This is a genomic window from Fulvivirga maritima (assembly GCF_021389955.1).
In the GTDB taxonomy this organism is placed as follows: Bacteria; Bacteroidota; Bacteroidia; order Cytophagales; family Cyclobacteriaceae; genus Fulvivirga; species Fulvivirga maritima.
Genome location: NZ_CP089980.1, coordinates 2,186,397 through 2,206,171 on the forward strand (window position 1 = coordinate 2,186,397; position 19,775 = coordinate 2,206,171).

The 19,775-nt window shown below is 37.9% G+C and carries 19 protein-coding genes; 14 read left to right on the forward strand and 5 right to left on the reverse strand.

Annotated elements, in window-relative coordinates; genetic code table 11:
- The first annotated feature begins 227 nt into the window (after positions 1–227).
- Genes LVD15_RS09275 through LVD15_RS09300 form a run of 6 tightly spaced genes read left to right on the forward strand, consistent with a single transcriptional unit; the run spans position 228 to position 5,504 of the window.
- Positions 228–1,859, forward strand: coding sequence for a S41 family peptidase (locus tag LVD15_RS09275; protein ID WP_233780006.1), 1,632 nt, complete (start codon positions 228–230; stop codon positions 1,857–1,859).
- The gene (locus LVD15_RS09280) at positions 1,825–3,018 is read left to right on the forward strand and encodes a homogentisate 1,2-dioxygenase (protein ID WP_233780007.1); all 1,194 of its coding nucleotides are present in this window, start codon (positions 1,825–1,827) and stop codon (positions 3,016–3,018) included. The genes LVD15_RS09275 and LVD15_RS09280 overlap by 35 nt, the downstream gene beginning before the upstream one ends.
- Before the next feature lie 55 nt (positions 3,019–3,073).
- Entirely contained in the window at positions 3,074–3,568 is a 495-nt protein-coding gene (locus tag LVD15_RS09285; protein WP_233780008.1) for a hypothetical protein, read from the forward strand.
- Between the two features lie 30 nt (positions 3,569–3,598).
- A complete protein-coding gene (locus tag LVD15_RS09290; RefSeq protein ID WP_233780009.1) occupies positions 3,599–4,897 on the forward strand; it encodes a DNA recombination protein RmuC in 1,299 nt (432 codons plus the stop codon).
- Between the two features lie 2 nt (positions 4,898–4,899).
- Complete coding sequence (locus LVD15_RS09295) at positions 4,900–5,277, forward strand: co-chaperone GroES (RefSeq protein WP_233780010.1); 378 nt, start codon at positions 4,900–4,902, stop codon at positions 5,275–5,277.
- A gap of 20 nt (positions 5,278–5,297) precedes the next feature.
- A complete protein-coding gene (locus tag LVD15_RS09300; RefSeq protein WP_233780011.1) occupies positions 5,298–5,504 on the forward strand; it encodes a hypothetical protein in 207 nt (68 codons plus the stop codon).
- Position 5,505: 1 nt separating this feature from the next.
- Here the strand turns inward: LVD15_RS09300 and hemB are convergent, their stop codons facing one another.
- The 3 genes from hemB to rocD form a co-directional block, all read right to left on the reverse strand.
- Complete coding sequence (gene hemB / locus LVD15_RS09305; protein WP_233780012.1) at positions 5,506–6,489, reverse strand: porphobilinogen synthase; 984 nt, start codon at positions 6,487–6,489, stop codon at positions 5,506–5,508.
- A 99-nt stretch (positions 6,490–6,588) separates the two neighbouring features.
- Positions 6,589–7,440, reverse strand: a complete 852-nt coding sequence (locus LVD15_RS09310; protein ID WP_233780013.1) for a type 2 periplasmic-binding domain-containing protein — start codon at positions 7,438–7,440, stop codon at positions 6,589–6,591.
- Between the two features lie 16 nt (positions 7,441–7,456).
- Positions 7,457–8,698, reverse strand: a complete 1,242-nt coding sequence (rocD, locus tag LVD15_RS09315) for an ornithine--oxo-acid transaminase (RefSeq protein ID WP_233780014.1) — start codon at positions 8,696–8,698, stop codon at positions 7,457–7,459.
- A 264-nt stretch (positions 8,699–8,962) separates the two neighbouring features.
- On the opposite strand from rocD, the gene rpmB reads away from it, so the two are divergent.
- The 4 genes from rpmB (at position 8,963) to ftsY (ending at position 10,665) form a co-directional block, all read left to right on the forward strand.
- A complete protein-coding gene (gene rpmB, locus LVD15_RS09320) occupies positions 8,963–9,202 on the forward strand; it encodes a 50S ribosomal protein L28 (protein WP_202244862.1) in 240 nt (79 codons plus the stop codon).
- 29 nt (positions 9,203–9,231) lie between these two features.
- Positions 9,232–9,414, forward strand: coding sequence for a 50S ribosomal protein L33 (rpmG, locus tag LVD15_RS09325; RefSeq protein WP_202244861.1), 183 nt, complete (start codon positions 9,232–9,234; stop codon positions 9,412–9,414).
- 2 nt (positions 9,415–9,416) lie between these two features.
- Entirely contained in the window at positions 9,417–9,572 is a 156-nt protein-coding gene (locus LVD15_RS09330; protein ID WP_233780015.1) for a DUF4295 domain-containing protein, read from the forward strand.
- A gap of 133 nt (positions 9,573–9,705) precedes the next feature.
- On the forward strand, positions 9,706–10,665 hold the full coding sequence (gene ftsY / locus LVD15_RS09335; RefSeq protein ID WP_233780016.1) for a signal recognition particle-docking protein FtsY: 960 nt from the start codon (positions 9,706–9,708) through the stop codon (positions 10,663–10,665).
- Between the two features lie 7 nt (positions 10,666–10,672).
- Here the strand turns inward: ftsY and LVD15_RS09340 are convergent, their stop codons facing one another.
- Together LVD15_RS09340 and LVD15_RS09345 are read right to left on the reverse strand one after the other, a co-directional pair.
- Positions 10,673–11,440, reverse strand: a complete 768-nt coding sequence (locus LVD15_RS09340; RefSeq protein ID WP_233780017.1) for a DUF6048 family protein — start codon at positions 11,438–11,440, stop codon at positions 10,673–10,675.
- Positions 11,421–11,867, reverse strand: a complete 447-nt coding sequence (locus LVD15_RS09345) for a DUF6452 family protein (protein ID WP_233780018.1) — start codon at positions 11,865–11,867, stop codon at positions 11,421–11,423. The genes LVD15_RS09340 and LVD15_RS09345 overlap by 20 nt, the downstream gene beginning before the upstream one ends.
- 157 nt (positions 11,868–12,024) lie before the next feature.
- On the opposite strand from LVD15_RS09345, the gene rimO reads away from it, so the two are divergent.
- From rimO to LVD15_RS09365, 4 genes are all read left to right on the forward strand, one after another.
- A complete protein-coding gene (gene rimO / locus LVD15_RS09350) occupies positions 12,025–13,341 on the forward strand; it encodes a 30S ribosomal protein S12 methylthiotransferase RimO (RefSeq protein WP_233780019.1) in 1,317 nt (438 codons plus the stop codon).
- Positions 13,342–13,394: 53 nt separating this feature from the next.
- Positions 13,395–14,945, forward strand: coding sequence for a bacillithiol biosynthesis cysteine-adding enzyme BshC (gene bshC, locus LVD15_RS09355; RefSeq protein WP_233780020.1), 1,551 nt, complete (start codon positions 13,395–13,397; stop codon positions 14,943–14,945).
- Positions 14,938–15,507 carry a 5-formyltetrahydrofolate cyclo-ligase gene (locus LVD15_RS09360; RefSeq protein ID WP_233780021.1) on the forward strand — a complete coding sequence of 190 codons (570 nt, stop codon included), beginning with the start codon at positions 14,938–14,940 and terminating at the stop codon, positions 15,505–15,507. Before bshC ends, LVD15_RS09360 begins: the two co-directional genes overlap by 8 nt.
- Positions 15,508–15,896: 389 nt before the next feature.
- Positions 15,897–19,694: a right-handed parallel beta-helix repeat-containing protein gene (locus LVD15_RS09365; protein WP_233780022.1), complete on the forward strand. Its 3,798-nt coding sequence runs from the start codon at positions 15,897–15,899 to the stop codon at positions 19,692–19,694.
- Positions 19,695–19,775 lie beyond the last annotated feature (81 nt).

The window sequence follows — 19,775 nt, forward strand, 5'->3', positions numbered from 1 at the left end:
TGTATTTTTAATATTAGAGCAATGTAAATATACAAAACACAATTTAAGAAAATAAGTCAATCAAAACATTAAGTGGTGGAATTTTAGATAAAAAGTAAAAAAAATCGATAGTATTATGTCTTGTTGGTTAGCGGGAGAACGAAATTGAGCTTAACCATAAAGCTAAAGGTTTCGTTAATTAGAAATTAAGAAGAAGAAAGAAGTTGATTTATTAAACAGTTTTAATTGTGAGTGAATATAATAATTCAAAATACCAAATAAGGTTACCCATTATATTGTTTATAGGAATTGCGGCCGGAGTACTCATAGGAGCTACTTTTACAGATTCCACATCTGTAGTGAAAAATGATCTGAATTCTAATCTGCATAAATTCAAAGAGGTGCTTACGCTCATAGATCAGAATTATGTAGATACAGTAAATACTGATAAGCTGGTAGATGATGCCATAGAGCAAATGCTTTCAGAATTAGACCCTCATAGTTCTTATATACCCGCGAGAGATGTTAAAAAAGCTAATGAAGATTTAAGAGGCAACTTTGAAGGGATAGGAGTTGAGTTTAATATTTTTCAGGATACCATAGTAGTAGTAACTCCATTAAGTGGAGGCCCTAGTGAAGCGGTGGGCGTAATGTCTGGTGACCGCATTATTAAAATTGATGGCGAAGATGTAGCAGGCGTTGGGTTTACCAATCAAGATGTGCAAAAGAGCCTCAAAGGGGAAAAGGGAACTGAAGTAAAAATCACTGTTAAAAGAAAGGGAGAAAAGGAACCCATTGAGTTTGAAATAATCCGTGACAAAATACCTCAGAATTCGGTTGATGCCAGTTATATGATTGATGATATCACAGGGTATATTAAAGTGAATCGTTTTTCTGCCACCACTTATGATGAGTTTTTGGAATCTCTGAAAAAACTTAAGGACAAAGGAATGGAAAGGTTGGTGCTTGATTTACAAGGCAACCCTGGAGGATATATGAATCATGCCATTAGAATGGCAGATGAGTTTTTGCCGGATAATGAGAAGATTGTTTATACGCAAGGTAAACAGTCGCGTTTTGACATGGAGGCACTGGCAGAAAGAAAAGGAGAATTTGAAAAAGGTGATTTAATAGTTTTGGTTAACGAAGGCTCAGCTTCAGCTGCAGAAATTGTTACTGGTGCTTTACAAGATAATGACAGGGCTTTGGTAGTAGGCAGAAGAACCTTCGGGAAAGGCCTGGTTCAGAGTCCTATGGATTTAAGTGATGGCTCGGAGCTTCGCCTCACCATTTCCAGGTATTATACGCCTAGTGGCCGATCTATACAAAAGCCTTATGATAACATGAAAGATTATAGTCGTGATATGATCGAGCGGTATAATCATGGGGAATTTTTTAGTGCAGACAGCATTCAGTTTAATGACTCATTAAAATTTGAAACCAGACATGGTAGAACTGTATATGGCGGAGGAGGTATCATGCCAGATTACTTTGTGCCTTTAGATACGGCTCATAATTCTAGTTATTTAAACAGGCTCTTCACTAGTAATTCTATGCAAGAGTATACCTTTAAATATGTAGGACGAAACAAATCCAGGTTAGAAAGTATGGATTATAGTGACTTCTTGCGAGGATTTAATGTAACAGATAGGATGTTAGATGAACTCGTGGAGGTAGGAGAATCTAACGGAGTAACTCCGGTAAGATCAGAAATGATAGAGCAAAAGGACTTGTTTAAACTTCACACAAAAGCGCAGATAGCCAGGCAAATCTGGGGTAATGATGGATTTTATCCTATTTACAATCAAACTAATGAGGTGCTGAGACAAGCACTAAAATTATTTGATGAAGCAGAGAAGCTGGAACGCGCTAAATTATAAAATGTATTATCACAGATTAGGACATATTCCTCCGAAGCGTCACACGCAATTCCTCCAACCAGATGGGAGTTTGTATAAAGAAGAGCTGGTCTCTTCAAGAGGCTTTTCTGGGATATATTCTAATCTGTACCACATAAATGCCCCTACCCGAATAAAGTCTGTAGGCGAATCAGAACCTTATGATTCTTCTTTAATAAAAGACTACGGCCTAAAGCATTCTCATTTGAATACGTCAGAAGTAGGCATTACAGGAGCAGATTTTCTTAGTGCCAGATTGCCATTGTTAAAAAATGATGATGTTACGCTTTCCCTTTGTAATCCTCAAAACAAGAATATGGATTACTTCTATAAAAATGCAGAGGGAGATGAAGTGATTTACATTCATGAAGGCAGCGGCTATCTGCATTCTCAATTTGGAAAGATCAAGATTACTAAAGGCGACTATGTCGTTATTCCCCGAACTGTTATTTTTCAATTACAGTGGGATGATGAACCGGTAAGGTTATTAATCATTGAATCTACAGGCCCGATAGAAACACCTACTCGATATAGAAATGAGCTGGGCCAGCTACAGGAGCATGCTCCTTTCTGCGAGCGAGACATTCGTGCGCCAGAGGAGTTGGTGACACAACGAGAGGAGGGAGATTATCTGGTAAAAATAAAAAAACATGGCCAGCTTCATAATTATGAATATAGCCATAGCCCCTTTGATTTAATCGGCTGGGATGGCTACTTATGGCCATACGCCTTTTCTATATATGAATTTGAACCTATTACTGGCAGAATTCATCAGCCGCCGCCAGTGCATCAGACTTTTCAAGCACAGAACTTTGTGATCTGCTCTTTTGTGCCTCGCCTTTTTGACTATCATCCTTTATCTATACCTGCTCCGTACAATCATTCTAATATCGATTCTGATGAGGTGCTGTTTTATGCTGAAGGAAATTTTATGAGTAGAAAGGGTATAAAAAGAGGCTCATTTACCTTACATCCTGGTGGTATACCCCACGGTCCACATCCGGGAACGGTAGAAAAAAGCATTGGAGCTAAAGAGACCAAAGAGTATGCAGTAATGGTTGATACCTTCAAACCTCTTTTTCTTACAGAAAATGCACACAAATATCTGGATCCTAATTACCCTATGAGTTGGACGGAATGATTGATTCTCAACGTTTTTTTTCTTATATTCTAGGGTGAATTAACGTTAAGGTGCTATGGAAACAAGGGTGCTATCCTCTAGTAAAGTGAGGTATTACATTGCCTTAAACCTGTCCTTATGGATAGTTTTGCTCCTTACCATGATTTATATCTCCATAAAAGCTGAAACCAGCACCGGTTTTTTGCTTTTTAATCTGGCTTATTTCTTCTTATTCTTTTATAAAATTTTCGTTCTCAGAACAGCCCGTCTCAAGAGCATTCGTTTCAATAATCATTTTCTCTATATAGAAGAGCGTAACTGCCCCATAAAATTACCTCTTACAGAAGTTAGAAATGTAGAACTTAGGAATTTTACCGGTGTACACGTAATCCATTTAGATAGAGATTTTGGTTTCGGAAAAGAAATCTATTTCAAAACTTCGTTATTTTATCCCTTCAATTATAAGCGGGTAAATAGAGACCTGTATTTATTTAAAAAAATGGTGCACAACTCCAAGTATGAAGCACCTGAAGAAGACTCCAAATGGGCTTTAGCCGGGCATAGTGTTTAATTTCTAAATTATTTGCAGCATCTTTGACCCATGGAAATCATATGGCTTCTTGTGGGGGTGTTAATAGGTGGAGCAGCAGCTTGGTTTATAGCAAAATATAAATTTTCTGGTGCTGCCCTGGAGGTTTCTGCTGAAAGGAAAATAGCCCAGGAGAAGATAGCCCATTGGCAACAAGAGTCCGTACAATTAAAAAAAGAACTAGCCCAGGAAAGAAGCAAAGTCCTAGGCCTCAATAATAGTCTTTCCTCAACTGAGGCTAACTACATCAACTTACAGGAGAAACTTAGAGATCAGAAGCTGGAATTAGAAAAATTACAACAGCATTTTGCATTACAGTTTAAAAATCTGGCCAATGAAATCTTTGAAGAAAAGAGCAAGAAATTCACTGATCAGAATAAAGTGAACCTGGGTGAGTTGCTGAACCCGCTTAAAGAGCGAATAGTTGAGTTTGAGAAAAAGATAGAGCTTAATAGTAAAGAAAGTCTAGAGCAAAGTAGTGCATTGAGAGAGCAGCTGAGAGGATTAAAAGAACTCAATCAGCAAATGACTAAAGAAGCGGAAAACCTTACTAAAGCACTTAAAGGAGATACAAAAGCTCAGGGTACCTGGGGGGAGTTTATCCTTGAAAGTATTCTTGAAAAATCTGGTTTAGAAAAAGGGCGGGAGTATTTTATTCAGGAGTCTTTTACCAATGAAGAGGGAAGAAGGCTACAGCCTGATGTAATAGTGAAGTTGCCCGATGAAAAAAACATCATTATAGATTCAAAGGTGTCATTAATTGCTTATGAAAGATATGTCAGTGGCGATGAGGAGGACAGGATGATTAACCTTAAGGCCCATTTACTTTCGATGAAAAATCATATCAAAGGCCTTGATTTAAAAAAATACCAACAGCTTCATGGAGTTCAGGGGCTGGATTTTATATTGATGTTTATTCCTATTGAGCCGGCGTTTAGTACAGCTGTGCAGGGTGATGCGCAACTTTTTAACGAAGCTTACGATAAGAATATAGTAATAGTGAGTCCTTCTACGCTTATGGCTACTTTGAGAACCATAGCTAATATATGGAAGAATGAGTACCAAAGTCAGAATGCGCTGGAAATAGCCAGGCAAGGTGGCAACTTGTATGATAAGTTTGTGGCCTTTACCGAAGATCTTAAGAAAGTAGGCAACAACCTGCGTATGACTCAAAATGCTTACTCAGATGCTATGAAAAAGCTACACGAGGGTAAGGATAATCTTGTGAGAAAGTCAGAGCGCTTAAGGGAACTTGGTGCTAAGGCCAGTAAAACAATAGATCAAAAATTAATAGATAGAGCGGATAATTAATTATGCAAAGTATAACTCCTGACAGTAAATTGAAGAAACTGATAGTAGTAGGAGACAGGGTGTTAGTAAAACCCGTCAAGCAATCTGATAAGACCAATAGCGGCTTGTTTTTACCTCCGGGTGTTCAGGAAAAGGAAAAAATTCAGAGTGGATACATTATAAAAGTAGGTCCTGGCTATCCTTTGCCGTTACCTACAGATGAAGATGATGTATGGAAAGGTAAAGACGAACAAATAAAATATATACCGCTGCAAGCCGAAGAGGGTGATTTGGCTATTTTCCTTCAAAAGGGAGCCATAGAAGTGATTTATGAAAACGAAAGGTATTTTATTGTACCTCAAAGTTCTATCCTTATGCTGGAGCGTGAGGAAGATTTTTGATAAAGACTGTTAAGTACTATATGCAACAAGGACTATCAATAAACGCCATGCGCGTAGGCCTGAAATATAAACTGGTGAATTACGGAGAGGTGTATGAGTTTGAAATTTTAAAAAGAATTAGTGATAATAACTTCCTATTAAAAGACCTCTACACTTTGGAACAATATGAAATCCACGACCTGGTAAGATTCGGTCGTGGAGATGATTTTGAAATTAGGGAAATGTAATTTACAGTTTCCCTTCTTTTCTTAACTGAGCAAATTCTTTAGCGCAATACGTTAAAATAATATCAGCGCCTGCTCTTTTCATACTAATCAACATTTCGTTCATAGTAGGAATTTTATCTAGCCATCCGTTTTGGGCGGCAGCTAATAGCATGGAGTACTCTCCACTTACGTGGTAAGCTGCTATAGGCAGATCATAGTTTTCCTTCAATAGCTTTATAATGTCAAGATAAGCCAATGCTGGTTTTACCATAAGGAAATCAGCACCCTCTTGCACGTCTAAATCAGCCTCGATCAATGCTTCGCGCTGGTTAGCAGGATTCATCTGATACGTTTTTTTATCACCACTTTTAGGAGCAGAATCTAGTGCATCTCTAAAAGGACCATAAAAAGCACTAGCATACTTAGCGGTGTATGACATAATAGATACATTAGTATATCCGTTGGCATCCAGCACATCTCTGATATACCCCACTCGGCCATCCATCATGTCTGATGGGCCTATGATATCTGCACCTGATTGTGCTTGAGATAAGGCCATTTTGCCTATAATTTCAAGGCTTTCGTCATTAAGGATGTTACCATTTTCATCTACTATCCCATCATGACCATCAGAGCTATAAGGGTCCATAGCTACATCTGTCATTACACATACTTCGGGGAAAGTTTCCTTAACCTTTTTCAATGCCTGCTGATAGAAAAAGGAATTATCATAGCTTTTGGTAGCTAACTTGTCTTTGTAACTTTCGCCCACCACAGGAAAAATGTCAAAGGCTTTTACTCCCACCTCCAAACACTCTTCTATTTCTTTCAACATCTTATCTATTCCCCATCTAAATACTCCGGGCATAGATTTAACCTCTACCTGAGCTTTAGGGTCTTCTAATAAAAAAAGAGGTAAAATAAGATCGTCGGTAGATACCTTAGTTTCTTCAACCAGCGAGCGAATAGCTGCTGATTTTCGATTTCTTCTGGGTCTGTTAATCATATTTTTAAAAAGGCTTTTGTTCCTTATTTATTGTGGGGCAAAGATAGATGATAAGCATTTATTTAGCTCTGTAAATTGAGCTTATCATTTATAAAGCTGTTATGATCTTACCCAGACTACCTGGTTGATCGCTGCTGTTTCTTCAGCAATGCCAGCTTCCTTGAGGGTGAATAGTACGCTGTCAAGCATTTTGTTGCTTACCCAGCTGTCAGTAGCCCATTCTGTAGCATGATACCAGTATTGCGCGTCTTCTAAAGGAATATTATACCTGTCACTGGTGAGCTCAATGGCATCTTTCCGTTTCATGAAATCTTTACAAGACTCATGGACAACCTTGAGAAATATATCCAATTCTGTAGCTTTTTCTGCTATAGCCTTATCAGAGGCGGCTATCATAAAACAAGGCCACGGAGATATAAACTCACCAATTCTTCTTAAGTATCCCTGGCTTACATAGGGTTTGGTAGTATATTTTTCCCAGTAAAAGATGTCGGTGTCTCCACTGTTTAAAGATTCTAAGGCGCCATTAATATCCTGCACAGGAATAAACTGTTCTGCAGACATTTTTTTGCCTTTAGAAAGTGCGTCTACTGTGGGCATCAGGTGAGAGCCAGATCCAAATCTGCTTATGGCTATATTTTTTTCGAAAACCTGATCATAAGAATGTACATCGCTGTCTTGGCCAGTATGTACTCCCCATATAAGTGGGGAGATTACATAAGGGCTAATGATCTTAGAGGGGTTGCCGTTAATAATATCTATGATTATACCTTCGGTAAGCAATATGCAAATGTCGCATTCATTATTTCTCAAGGCGGCATTCATGGCACCTGTTCCTCCAGGAAAGTTGCTCCATTCAATATCAAGATTGGCCTGAGCAAAATCACCTCTTTCCATGGCTAAATGGATGGGTAGATTAAAGTGCTCAGGCACACCTCCTATTCTTAGCATGCTCTGAATATATCAGTTAGAATTCTAAAATTGTCTTTTCGATAATATCACAGCATTCATTAATCTGAGCTTCGTTCATTACCAAAGGAGGGGCAAAACGAATAATGTTACCATGTGTAGGCTTAGCTAGCAGACCATTTTCTTTTAAGGCTACGCAAATATCCCAGGCGGTAGAGCTGTCAGGAGAATCATTGATAACTACAGCGTTTAGTAGTCCTTTACCTCTTACCAGGCTGAGTTTATCTGTCTTCTCTATCAGCTGAGCCATTCTTTCTCTGAATATTATGCCCAGTTTATCAGCATTTTCGGCTAGTTTTTCTTCCTCTACTACTTCAAGAGCGGCCATAGCTACTTTACATCCTAGCGGGTTACCACCAAATGTACTTCCGTGCTGTCCGGGCTTAATTACTTCCATTACTTCATTATCTGCCAATACTGCAGATACCGGGTATGCACCACCAGAAAGTGCTTTACCTAATAAAAGCATGTCAGGTTTTACATCTTCATGGTTGCAAGCTAGTAGTTTACCGGTTCTGGCTATTCCTGTTTGGATTTCATCAGCAATAAATAACACGTTATATTTTGCGCATAACTCATATGCCTTTTTAAGATAACCTTCATCAGGCACCATTACACCTGCTTCTCCTTGTATAGGTTCTACTAAAAAGCCTGCTATGTCATCTTGCTTGAGTACCTCTTCAAGGGCATCAAGGTCATTATAGTTTACTGAAATAAAGCCTGGGGTATATGGGCCGAAGTTGTTTTTAGCACTTTCATCATTAGAAAAAGAGATAATAGTAGTGGTTCTTCCGTGGAAGTTGCCATCACATACTATAATACGTGCTTTGTTTTCATCTATACCTCTTTTCTCATAAGCATATTTACGACAGATCTTAAGGGCTGTCTCTACCGCTTCAGCTCCCGTGTTCATGGGAAGTACTTTTTCGAAGCCGAAATATTCAGTGACAAACTTCTCGTATGCTCCCAATACATCATTATAAAATGCTCTTGAGGTCAGTGTAAGTGTTTCTGCCTGAGATTTAAGGGTATTAATAATTTTAGGGTGACAGTGTCCCTGATTAACGGCGCTATAAGCAGAAAGGAAATCGAAATATCTTTTTCCTTCGGCGTCCCACACATATACTCCTTCTCCTTTAGATAAAACTACCGGAAGGGGATGATAATTATGAGCTCCATACTTATCCTCCAGTTGTATTGCTTGCTCAGAACTGAGATTTTTTTGTTCGGTAGTATTCATAATGTTAACTTTAATAGCTGTTTAAGGGTTTAAAATTAAATGAATTTGAAAAAACTTTGTTGGTAAAAGATTTAGGAGTGATTGCAACAAAAGTAACAAATTTGGGGAGAGAATAAAGAATTTGAGGGGTTCTCTACGGAGAGAAGAGTATAATATTAATATTTTCATAGAATAATTTTCGCAGTATTTTGAATGTTATAGAAAATTTTCTGATATTTGCAGACCCAAATTAAAAAAGGATACGAAATTTAACTTTTTATAAAGATGTCAAGAGTTTGCCAGATTACCGGAAAGAGGCCTCAGGTGGGAAATAACGTTTCGCACGCAAACAATAAAACTAAAAGAAGATTTAATCCAAATCTTCAGAAGAAGAGATTTTATATTCCTGAGGAGGATAAGTGGGTAACTTTAAAGGTATCTACTTCAGCGATCAGAACCATTAACAAAAATGGTATTACGGCCGTTTTGAAAAAAGCCAGAGCGAACGGTAACACATTGGTTTAAGTAATTAAAGCATTTAAAAGAATTTAATCATGGCTAAAAAAGGCAACAGAGTTCAGGTGATATTAGAATGCACCGAGCACAAAACAACTGGTAAACCAGGAACATCAAGATACATCACTACTAAGAATAGAAAAAACACTACTGAGCGTTTGGAGCTTAAGAAGTATAACCCTATTCTTAAGAAATATACCATTCACAAAGAAATTAAATAACTATGGCTAAGAAAGTAGTTGCAACCCTTCAGAAAAAAGAAGGAAAGAATTTTGCGAAAGTGATAAGAGCCGTTAGATCTGAGAAGACTGGTGCTTATACTTTCAGGGAAGAGATGGTTCCTGTTGATCAGGTTAAGGATACTTTGGATAAAAAGTAATCAAAACTTATTTGAAATCTTGTTAAAGTCCCTTCCGAATAGTTGTCGGAAGGGACTTTTTTGTTATTTTCACCGTGTATATGTACCTATTTGATAATGAGTGTCTTTCAATTAGGTTTAAACCAACAACATTATGGCAATTTTTGGAGGTCTATTCTCAAAAGATAAGAAAGAGTCTCTTGATAAGGGATTAGAAAAAACAAAGGAAAGTTTTTTCACTAAGCTTGGAAAAGCGGTAGTAGGTAAGTCTAAAGTAGATGAAGAAGTATTAGATGAATTGGAAGAGGTTCTTATTACTTCAGATGTGGGCGTAAACACTACTATTAAGGTTATTGAGAGAATAGAAGAGCGAGTTGCCAGAGATAAGTACATGGGTGTAGAGGAGCTTGATAAAATTCTTAGAGAAGAAATAGCAGGCTTACTGGCAGAGAATAACACGCAAGATCTTAAGGATTTTTCTATTCCTGAAGGAGTAAAAAGACCTTACGTAATTATGGTAGTAGGGGTTAATGGTGTGGGTAAAACTACCACTATTGGTAAACTTTCTGCTCAATATAAAAGCAAAGGCCTTAAAGTGGTGCTGGGTGCAGCGGATACTTTTAGAGCTGCAGCTGTAGATCAAATTAAATTATGGGGTGACCGTGTAGGGGTTCCTGTAGTATCAAAAGGAATGAATACTGATCCTTCTGCCGTAGCATTTGATGCTGTAAAGCAAGGGGTGGATGAAGGAGCTGACGTAGTTATTATAGATACAGCCGGTAGGTTACACACCAAAGTGAACTTAATGAATGAGCTCTCTAAAATTAAGAGGGTAATGCAGAAATTCATACCTGAAGCTCCGCACGAAGTATTACTAGTGTTAGATGGTAGTACTGGTCAAAATGCTTCAATCCAGGCGAGAGAATTTACTAAGGCTACAGAAGTAACTGCACTGGCTATTACCAAATTAGACGGTACCGCCAAAGGTGGCGTGGTAATAGGTATCTCCGACGAATTTAAAATTCCTGTTAAATATATTGGTGTAGGCGAAAAGGTTGAAGACCTGCAGGTGTTTAATAAAATGGAATTTGTAGATTCTTTCTTTAAGAAATAGTTAATTACTATTTCTTTGGGTAATCCGGAACAGGCACTTTCCTTATAGGTATTCTGAACATGATCCAATAGTTGAATCCCCAGGTTACATTGTCTTCAGCTAAACCATAGCCGGGGATGGTATGGGGCATAAGTTCTTCTTCTTCAAAATTGCTCAGGCGCACTTTAAATCTGGCGGTGTAACCCATCCAAAGAGGTTTGGCTATTTGTACTTTTAAGCCGGTAGTTAATTCAAACCAGTGCGCTGTTATATTGCTATTTTCTAAGTTTCCGTTAGTCACTCCATAAGTGGGGTCATTGTTAATGTAGGAGAGGTTATCTGAAAAGGAAGATAAAGCATAGCGTAAGCCTACAAACAAAGCACTCCTGTCAGGGTCTTTTACCAGAAAGTTAATATCCGGGCCCAGTTTTAAATAAGATCCCTTTACTTCATAAGCTGCGCTGTCGTTGTCAGTGCTCATGGATTGCTCCATACGACCAAGCTCCACATTAAAAAGGTATTTATGAAAATCTATATCAGCAGTGATGTTAAACTCTGTATATTCATCTTTGGTGAAAGTTTTTACTATACTAATCACATCAGTACCTATACGCACTCCTGTAGGAATGTACATAGTGCTAGAGTCTAAGGCATTAATTACAGAATCAGTTTTAGCTTTTACCGTCTTTTCTTTTTTGGGTTTCGGTTTATCTTCTGTTTCTTCATCCTTCAGGTCTTGAGCGGAAGAAATTAAACATGCCAAAAGAAGGCTGGCGCTAATTAAATATTTTAACATCTTCAGTGCTGCTGTTTGATAATATATTGTTAACTACAACTACAGAATCCATAGTGGTAGAGGCGATTTCAAGATTTCTTATTATGTATTCTACTCCGCATTCATCAGATATAAAACGGGTACTGACGTCATAGGTAAACGTGATATCAGAGTCTCCATACTCAGTACTAAAATAGAAGGTTGTGCTGTCATGGTCGGTTCTGAGCGGGAGTTCTAGAGAACTGTATGAATTAGCCACGACCAGATCCTCCTCAACATCGTCAGTTTGAATAGACGAAACCCAAGTTTGCTCTGCATCTCCATCTGTAGTGCTGTAAAAATTAACTACCATTGATGTGGAAGTTATGGTGTTACAGTCTGGGTCTTCCAGGCATGCAGAAAGACCTAAAAGGGTAATAAAAGTGATATAAATTGTAGCGTGTCTCATTTTATAAATGGCAAATATAAAACTTTAGTTGTCTCCATCTTGTATTATATGCTTAAATGTAGATGATGTAATAAATAAAGCAACGTTACTTTCATAGGCTTCTTTTCTATTCAGCACTAGTTTTAGTAATTTTGCATACATTTTTAATTAGCACGATTTGAAAACTAAGGGTAGAAAGAAGGACAAAGTAAACATCGTTACGTTAGGTTGCTCAAAAAATCTGGTAGATTCTGAGGTAATGCTAACGCAGCTTCGTGGCAACAAGATTAATGCCACACATGAAGATAATAATGATGATGCCAATGTGGTGATTGTGAACACATGTGGGTTTATAGATAACGCCAAGCAAGAGTCTATAGACACTATATTGAGGTACGCAGATGCTAAACAAGATGGACTTATCGAAAAGCTATATGTTACTGGGTGCTTATCTCAGCGATATAAAGATGACCTGGAAAAGGAAATTCCGCAAGTAGATGCATTTTTTGGTACTATGGAGCTGCCGCTTTTATTGAAAAAATTTAAAGCAGACTATAAGCACGAGCTTGTTGGGGAAAGAATTCTTACTACTTCTAATCATTACGCTTATTTAAAAATAGCTGAAGGTTGTGATAGACCTTGCTCTTTTTGCGCTATCCCTATAATGAGGGGAAAGCATGTTTCTAAAACTATTGAGGAGTTAGTAACAGAAGCCAAGAATCTTGCTAAATACGGAACCAAAGAGCTGCTACTCATTGCTCAGGATTCTACTTACTATGGCTTAGATATTTACGGCAAACGCAATTTGGCCGATTTATTAAGAAGTCTTTCTGATGTAGAAGGTATAGAGTGGATAAGATTACATTATGCCTTTCCTACGGGCTTCCCTATGGATATTCTTGATGTAATGGCCGAGAGATCTAATATCTGTAATTATATAGATATGCCTTTACAGCATGGCTCTACCCGCGTGCTTAAGCATATGAGAAGAGGTACTACTCGTGAAAAGCAAGAGGCGCTTATTCAGGACATCAGAGCTAAAATGCCAGATATTGCTATAAGAACTACTCTGATAGCCGGGTACCCGGGTGAAACAGAAGAGGAATTTCAGGAAATGTATGATTTTGTGGAAAGAATGCGTTTTGAGAGACTCGGAATCTTCACTTATTCGCATGAAGAAAACACTCATGCCTATAATTTTATTGACGATGTTCCTGCTGATGTGAAACAAGAACGGGCCAATGCCGTAATGGAATTACAGGAAGGTATTTCTTATGACCTTAACCAAAAGAGAATAGGCCAGACTTATAAAGTATTAGTGGATCGTATGGAAGGAGGAAAATATATCGGTAGAACCGAATATGATTCACCTGAAGTAGATAACGAAGTAATTATAGATGAAAAAGATGGCCATATCAGGTTAGGTGATTTTGTTCAAGTGAAAATTAATGATGCGACAGAATTCGATCTATATGGAAGTGTTGTCAATGACTGATGGAATAGCAGTCTGTCAGTGTCATGCGATAACCTTATAATCAAACCGTTCATATGAATATAAATAAAGTTGATTTTACCGAGACGCACCAGTTCTCAGCATTGTTTTTAGATTATATAAAAGGTAAAGATCAACTTAAGGGATTCTATAACCAGTATCCTGAAATAAGTAATTTTCAGAAGCAGATAGAGGAGAGGAATTTCTCAAGTGATACCCGAGAAGTTTTAGTGAAAGTTTTAAAAGAGCAATATCAGCACATAGATGCTGATTATGCACCTATAAAACTGTTGGAAGAGGAGAATACTTTTACCATTACCACAGGCCATCAGCTCAATATTTTTACAGGGCCACTATATTTCATATATAAGTTAGTAACGGTTATTAATACCTGTAAAGAGCTTAAGCAGAATTATCCAGAGTATAATTTTGTGCCGGTATATTGGATGGCTACGGAAGATCATGATTTTGATGAAATCAGATATTTCAGGCTCAGTGGAAAAAAGCACCAATGGAGCACAGAGCAGAAAGGTGGAGTAGGCAGGTTTACTACCAAGGGTATTGAGCAAATAATAGCTTCAGTACCAGGCATGCCTCAGTTTTTTATAGATGCCTATACTAAAAGTAAAAATCTGGCCGATGCTGTGCGTAGTTATGTGCACCATTTATTCGGCGAAGAGGGCTTGTTAGTAGTAGATGGAGATAGCCCTGAGTTAAAGGCGCCCCTAAAGCCTTATATTACAGCCGATGTAATTAATAATGAAACCCTTCCTTTTGTAGAGAAGCATACTTCAGATCTCGAAGAACTTGGTTACAAAACACAGGTTCATGGCAGAGAGATCAACTTTTTTTACTTGGAAGATGGCCTAAGAGAAAGAATAGTAAAGGAAGATGACCATTATAAGGTATTAGACACCGATTTATCTTTTTCTGAAGAGGAAATAAAAAGTTTAATAGATCAGCACCCGGAGAGGTTTAGCCCTAATGTGGTTTTAAGACCGCTATATCAGGAAGTGGTACTGCCTAACTTGGCTTATGCCGGTGGTCCGGCAGAGGTGGTGTATTGGTTACAGCTAAAATCTGCCTTCGATCATTATGGAGTGTCTTTTCCTATGCTTATGCCTAGAAACTTTGCCTTGGTAATACCGGGGCCGGTCAAAAGAAAAATGGATAAGCTGGAGCTATCCTTTTTAGATCTTTTTAAAGGCGGAGCAGAGCTGGAAAAGGAAATAGTAGAAAAATATAGTACTCATGATATTCACCTGAATGGTCAGAAGGAAGCTATTATGGAGTATTTTGATAAGATAAAAGCCCAGGCAACTTCAATAGATCCTACATTGAGTCAGCATGTAGAAGCTCAGCAAACCAAGACCAAAAATAGACTCGAAATCATAGAGAAGAAGTTTATACGTGCAGAAAAGAAGAATCAGTCAGATAAACTGAGACAACTGCATGCTGTGTTAGATGAGCTTTTCCCTGGTGGTAGTCCACAAGAAAGAGTAGACAACTTCCTGAATTTCTACTTAGAAGATACTGAGTTTATAAAGAAACTGATCACAGGTTTTGAACCCCTTGACTTTAGGTTCAACATAATTACTAATGATTGATAAAAACACTTTACGGAAGGCTTACCTGCGAAAACGTAGACTATTAGCAGAAGAGGAGTTTACCCGAAGAAATCAATTATTACAAAGCAGGTTTGAGAGGTTTGTTGAAGAAAACGTACCTAAGGCTGTTCATACATTCCTATCAATAGAAAAACAGGCTGAAGTAAGTACTTTCCCACTAATAGCTATTATGAAAGAGGCGGGAGTAGAGAAAATAGCCATTTCAAAATCATTACCGGCAGGAGAACTTTCTCACTATTGGTTGAATGAAAAGGCCGTTCTTAAAAATAATAAATGGGGCATACCAGAACCTGTAGAAGGTATGGCCGCTGACATCCATGAATTGAACATGGTATTGGTACCTTTAATTTCATTTGATAAAGCCGGTCATAGAATAGGTTATGGTAAAGGTTACTATGATCGTTTCTTGTCTAAGATCCCTAATGTTATAACTGTAGGCCTTTCATTGAGCCCTCCTTTAGACTCCATTCCATTCACAGGAGAGCTTGATGTAGCCTTAAATTACTGCATCACTCCATTTGCTACCTACAGGTTTCAATGAAATCTTCATTAAGTGTAAAAATTACTCTTATTTATTAATTCTTACTTCCACTTTCCTTTTTCCTTGAATTAATATGATTCCTTTTGAAAGAAATAGGACGGTTGCAAAACTTTTTTAAGCGTAATAAATACGGTTTTATTACATGTTTCGGCACACGCTAAATAGATTTAGTATCTTGCAAACAAATCAACCTAAAACCTTTAACATGTTTATTTACCTTTTTCTGCATAAGTCTGTATTGACTTTCTATGCACTATGAGCACCAGGGCTCTCCTGATTGCTCTTTCTCAAAAGACTAACCACATGCTTTTTTATATAATTAACAGACGAATATCTGTAGTTGGCTCTATGGTTTTTTGTATTAGTTAATTTATGTTCAACCAATTTTTATGAAAACAATTTTTACGTTTATTGCGCTCATTTTCTGTAGTGGCTTTATGAGTGTGCATGCAAGAGATATTTATTTATCTCCAAGTGGTAGTGACTCTGGATCAGGCAGCCAGAGTAGTCCTTTGTATAGTTTAGAAGAAGCAGTAGATATGGCTAGTGCCGGTGATAGGATCTACATGAGAGGTGGTACCTATAACTATTCTTCAACTATTAAAATAGAGAAAAGTGGCAGATCAGGATCTATGATTAGCGTTTTGGCTTATAATGGAGAAGTTCCTGTGCTTAGTTTTTCGGCCATGTCAGAAAATTCTTCTAACCGAGGTATAGTGTTAGATGGTGATTATTGGCATTTTAAAGATATTATCATTGAAGAAGCTGGCGATAACGGTATGCTTTTATCTGGTAATAATAACATTATTGAAGATTGTATTTTTAGAGCCAATCATGATACAGGTTTACAGATAAGTAGATATAATGGCTCTGATGATTCTATCAGCGAATGGCCTACAGATAACCTAATATTAGGTTGTGAAGCTTATAATAACCGTGATTCTGATAATGAAGATGCAGATGGTTTTGCTGCCAAGCTTACAGTAGGTACAGGAAATGTTTTTAGAAACTGTATCTCACACCATAATATTGATGATGGTTGGGATTTATATACCAAAACAGATACAGGCCCAATAGGAAGCATTACGCTTGAAGGCTGTATTGCTCACCATAACGGAACACTTACCTCTGGCGGGAGCTCTGGTGGAGGAGATAAAAATGGATTTAAACTAGGCGGTTCAGGTATCCACGTAGATCATATCGTTCGTAGATGTATAGCTTATAATAACGGTAAACATGGTTTTACTGATAATAGCAACACAGGAAGTATAGAGTTCACTAACAACACTTCTTATGATAATGAGGAGTATAACTTCCATACCAGAGACGGCGCTTCTCATATATTTAAAAATAACCTTTCTTACCAGTCGTCTTCTAATGACCGCTTGAGAGGTAACACTTCAGCTCCTAATGTTTTTGATAACAATGATTCTTGGCCTTACTCTGTGAGTAGCTCTGACTTTGTTACTTTAACTCCTGGGCCAGACAATAACCCTACTTCTAATGGATTTTTGTCTTTAGCAGCTAATAGTGATTTAATAAATGCAGGTGTTACTACATCTGGTATTACTTATAATGGATCAGCTCCGGATTTAGGAGCATTAGAGTATGGTGGTACTACTACACCTGATCCAGATCCAGAAACCTATACATTAACAGTAAATCGTACTCCTTCAAATGGTGGTAGTGTTTCTATTACTCCTAATAAAAGTGAGTATGAAGATGGAGAAACAGTAACCTTAACCGCTTCTGCGAATTCTGGTTTTACTTTTTCTGGCTGGTCAGGAGCACTTTCTGGTTCTGCAGCTACAGCTTCTGTTACTATGACTTCTAACAGAACGGTTACTGCTATTTTTGAAAGTACAGATAACGGTGGAGGCGGCGGTGAGCCTGGAGCTACCGTGAGAATTGAAGATACTAATAGCAATGCGCAAGGCCTTTGTGCTTATGATGGTAGTCTTAAAGAATATGCTAACGCTGATAATGGTTCTGCTATCAATTTATCTAATTCTGCAGATCAATCTATTGTGTGGAAGGTGCGTGCTGCTACTTCAGGTACATACACGCTTACTTGGAGATATACTAATGGAGGAAACAGTGCACATACACAAGCTGTAGTAGCTCTTAATGGCGATGTTGTAAGAAATGTAACTTTCTCTAAAACTCAGGATAAAGAGACCTTTGTAACTACATCAACTACTGTTTCTTTAAATCAAGGAGTAAATGAGCTAAGCCTGATTACTGCAGAAGATGGTGAGTTTGCTGATGTTGACTGGATGGAGGTTTCAGGACCTGGTGTGAGTATAGCTAGTTGTTCTGCAAGTAATAGCGACAATGATACTCCAGCTGACGCATCTATAGCACTTAGCTCATCTGTTGCTAATGATGAAATTGCACTTGAGTGGGAAGTTACGAACGCTACATTTGCTCATGTAGAAATTTTCAGAGATACTGATGATAATCCTTCTGGAAGAGTGAGAATAGGCTCATTAGATGAAGCTACTACCTTTGTGGATGAAACCGCTGAAGAGGGAGTAACTTATTATTACTGGGTAAAAGGAGTTTATACTGATGGAACTGAATCAGTAAATTCTAATGTGGCTAGTGCAAGAATTGCTGCTGATGATGTGGCCGAAATTGCTTTGGAAGCTACAGCAGGAGCCGGAGAAATCAACCTAAGTTGGTCAATAGGAGATGCACAGTTTGCTCATGTAGAAATATTTAGAGATACAGATTCTGATCCTTCAGGAAGAGTGAGAATAGGTTCATTAGATGAAGCTACCACTTACACTGATGCTACGGCAGAAGCAGGAGTAACTTATTATTATTGGGTAAAAGGCGTTTACACTGATGGTACCAGTGCTGTAAATTCTAATGTAGCCAGTGCTGCTGCTCTAGGTGATATCGACCTGGGAGACTTTAGTATGGAAGGATATGCTACAGTACCTGGAGATGGCTTTCAAACTACTACTGGTGGTGCTGGTGGTAGTGTGGTTATTATATCGTCATTAAGTGAATTAGAAGATTGGGCTTCTTATAGAGAAGGCGAAACTTCACCGCAAATAGCGTACTTCAGCGGTAAAATTAGCAGCTCAAGCAGTACAGTGGTAACCATTAAGCATGGGGCTAATATTTCTATTCTGGGGCTTGGAGATGGTGCTGAGCTAGAAAATGTAGGACTGAATATCCGTAATTATGATAATGTAATAGTTCGAAATCTGAAAATACATGAGGTGTTTTACCCTAATGATGCTTTAACTATTGATGAGTGTAGCCATGTGTGGATAGATCACTTAGAGTTACACAGCAAAATGGGAGATGGAATAGGCGTTGATACTTATGACGGACTATTAGACATCAAAAAAGGCTCTCGTTATGTAACCGTTTCGTGGTGTTATATTCATGACCACATGAAAACTTCTTTGATAGGCCATACTAATAATTCTGGTCAGCAGGAAGAAGATAGCCAGATGAGAATCACTTACCACCATAATTATTTTTACAATACTTATGGCCGTAACCCAAGTTTAAGATATGGAGCTATCCATATGTATAATAACTACTTTAATAAAATTAGTGATTACGGTTTAGCTGCGAGAGTAGGAGCTCATGCGTTAGTTGAAAATTGCCATTATAATGATGTGGATATTTCAATGTCTACTGACAAGTTCCCTGTAAGTGGAATGCCTAACGGCTATATCTGTCAATCTGGTAATTTACTTACCGGAGATACAGGGGAGCCTATAATTTCTCAAACAGGCTGTGACTGGTGGAATTTACCTTACGATTATGAAATGGCACCGGCAAGCACATTGGCAGGTACATTACCTTCTCAGGTAGGTGTTGGTAAATTAGACATTACCTTGAGTGCTAATGCTATTATGGCTAGTGTGGAACCTAAGCAGGAAAATATTATTACTGCCCAAGGTTTTAAAGTGGATAATAACTATCCTAATCCCTTTAGTGTAAAAACTAATATCAGATTTTATCTGGATGAAAATGAACCTGTAAGCCTAGTGGTGTATGATGTTATGGGGAATCAGGTTTATAAAATGATGAACGAAGATTACAACAAAGGTCAGAATGAAATTACTCTGCAAAGAGGAAATCTACCGGCTGGAATTTACACTTACATTTTGAGTACTCCTCAAAATTCTGTAAAAAAGAGGTTTTCTATTGTTCGATAAATTGTAGGTTTTTTTTAGTTATATAAGTTGAAAAGGGGGCCTGCGCATAGGTCCTCTTTTTTGATTTGATTGAAATGTGTA

Excerpts from the sequence above, each read along its gene's own strand:
- rpmG (WP_202244861.1), top strand. The coding sequence starts at position 9,232 with ATGGCTAAAAAAGGCAACAGAGTTCAGGTGATATTAGAATGCACCGAG.
- ftsY (WP_233780016.1), top strand. The coding sequence starts at position 9,706 with ATGGCAATTTTTGGAGGTCTATTCTCAAAAGATAAGAAAGAGTCTCTT.
- LVD15_RS09285 (WP_233780008.1), top strand. The coding sequence starts at position 3,074 with ATGGAAACAAGGGTGCTATCCTCTAGTAAAGTGAGGTATTACATTGCC.
- LVD15_RS09360 (WP_233780021.1), top strand. The coding sequence starts at position 14,938 with ATGATTGATAAAAACACTTTACGGAAGGCTTACCTGCGAAAACGTAGA.
- rocD (WP_233780014.1), bottom strand. The coding sequence starts at position 8,698 with ATGAATACTACCGAACAAAAAAATCTCAGTTCTGAGCAAGCAATACAA.
- LVD15_RS09330 (WP_233780015.1), top strand. The coding sequence starts at position 9,417 with ATGGCTAAGAAAGTAGTTGCAACCCTTCAGAAAAAAGAAGGAAAGAAT.
- bshC (WP_233780020.1), top strand. The coding sequence starts at position 13,395 with ATGAATATAAATAAAGTTGATTTTACCGAGACGCACCAGTTCTCAGCA.
- LVD15_RS09290 (WP_233780009.1), top strand. The coding sequence starts at position 3,599 with ATGGAAATCATATGGCTTCTTGTGGGGGTGTTAATAGGTGGAGCAGCA.
- LVD15_RS09310 (WP_233780013.1), bottom strand. The coding sequence starts at position 7,440 with ATGCTAAGAATAGGAGGTGTGCCTGAGCACTTTAATCTACCCATCCAT.
- LVD15_RS09365 (WP_233780022.1), top strand. The coding sequence starts at position 15,897 with ATGAAAACAATTTTTACGTTTATTGCGCTCATTTTCTGTAGTGGCTTT.
- LVD15_RS09300 (WP_233780011.1), top strand. The coding sequence starts at position 5,298 with ATGCAACAAGGACTATCAATAAACGCCATGCGCGTAGGCCTGAAATAT.
- LVD15_RS09295 (WP_233780010.1), top strand. The coding sequence starts at position 4,900 with ATGCAAAGTATAACTCCTGACAGTAAATTGAAGAAACTGATAGTAGTA.
- LVD15_RS09340 (WP_233780017.1), bottom strand. The coding sequence starts at position 11,440 with ATGTTAAAATATTTAATTAGCGCCAGCCTTCTTTTGGCATGTTTAATT.
- hemB (WP_233780012.1), bottom strand. The coding sequence starts at position 6,489 with ATGATTAACAGACCCAGAAGAAATCGAAAATCAGCAGCTATTCGCTCG.
- LVD15_RS09280 (WP_233780007.1), top strand. The coding sequence starts at position 1,825 with ATGAAGCAGAGAAGCTGGAACGCGCTAAATTATAAAATGTATTATCAC.
- LVD15_RS09345 (WP_233780018.1), bottom strand. The coding sequence starts at position 11,867 with ATGAGACACGCTACAATTTATATCACTTTTATTACCCTTTTAGGTCTT.
- rpmB (WP_202244862.1), top strand. The coding sequence starts at position 8,963 with ATGTCAAGAGTTTGCCAGATTACCGGAAAGAGGCCTCAGGTGGGAAAT.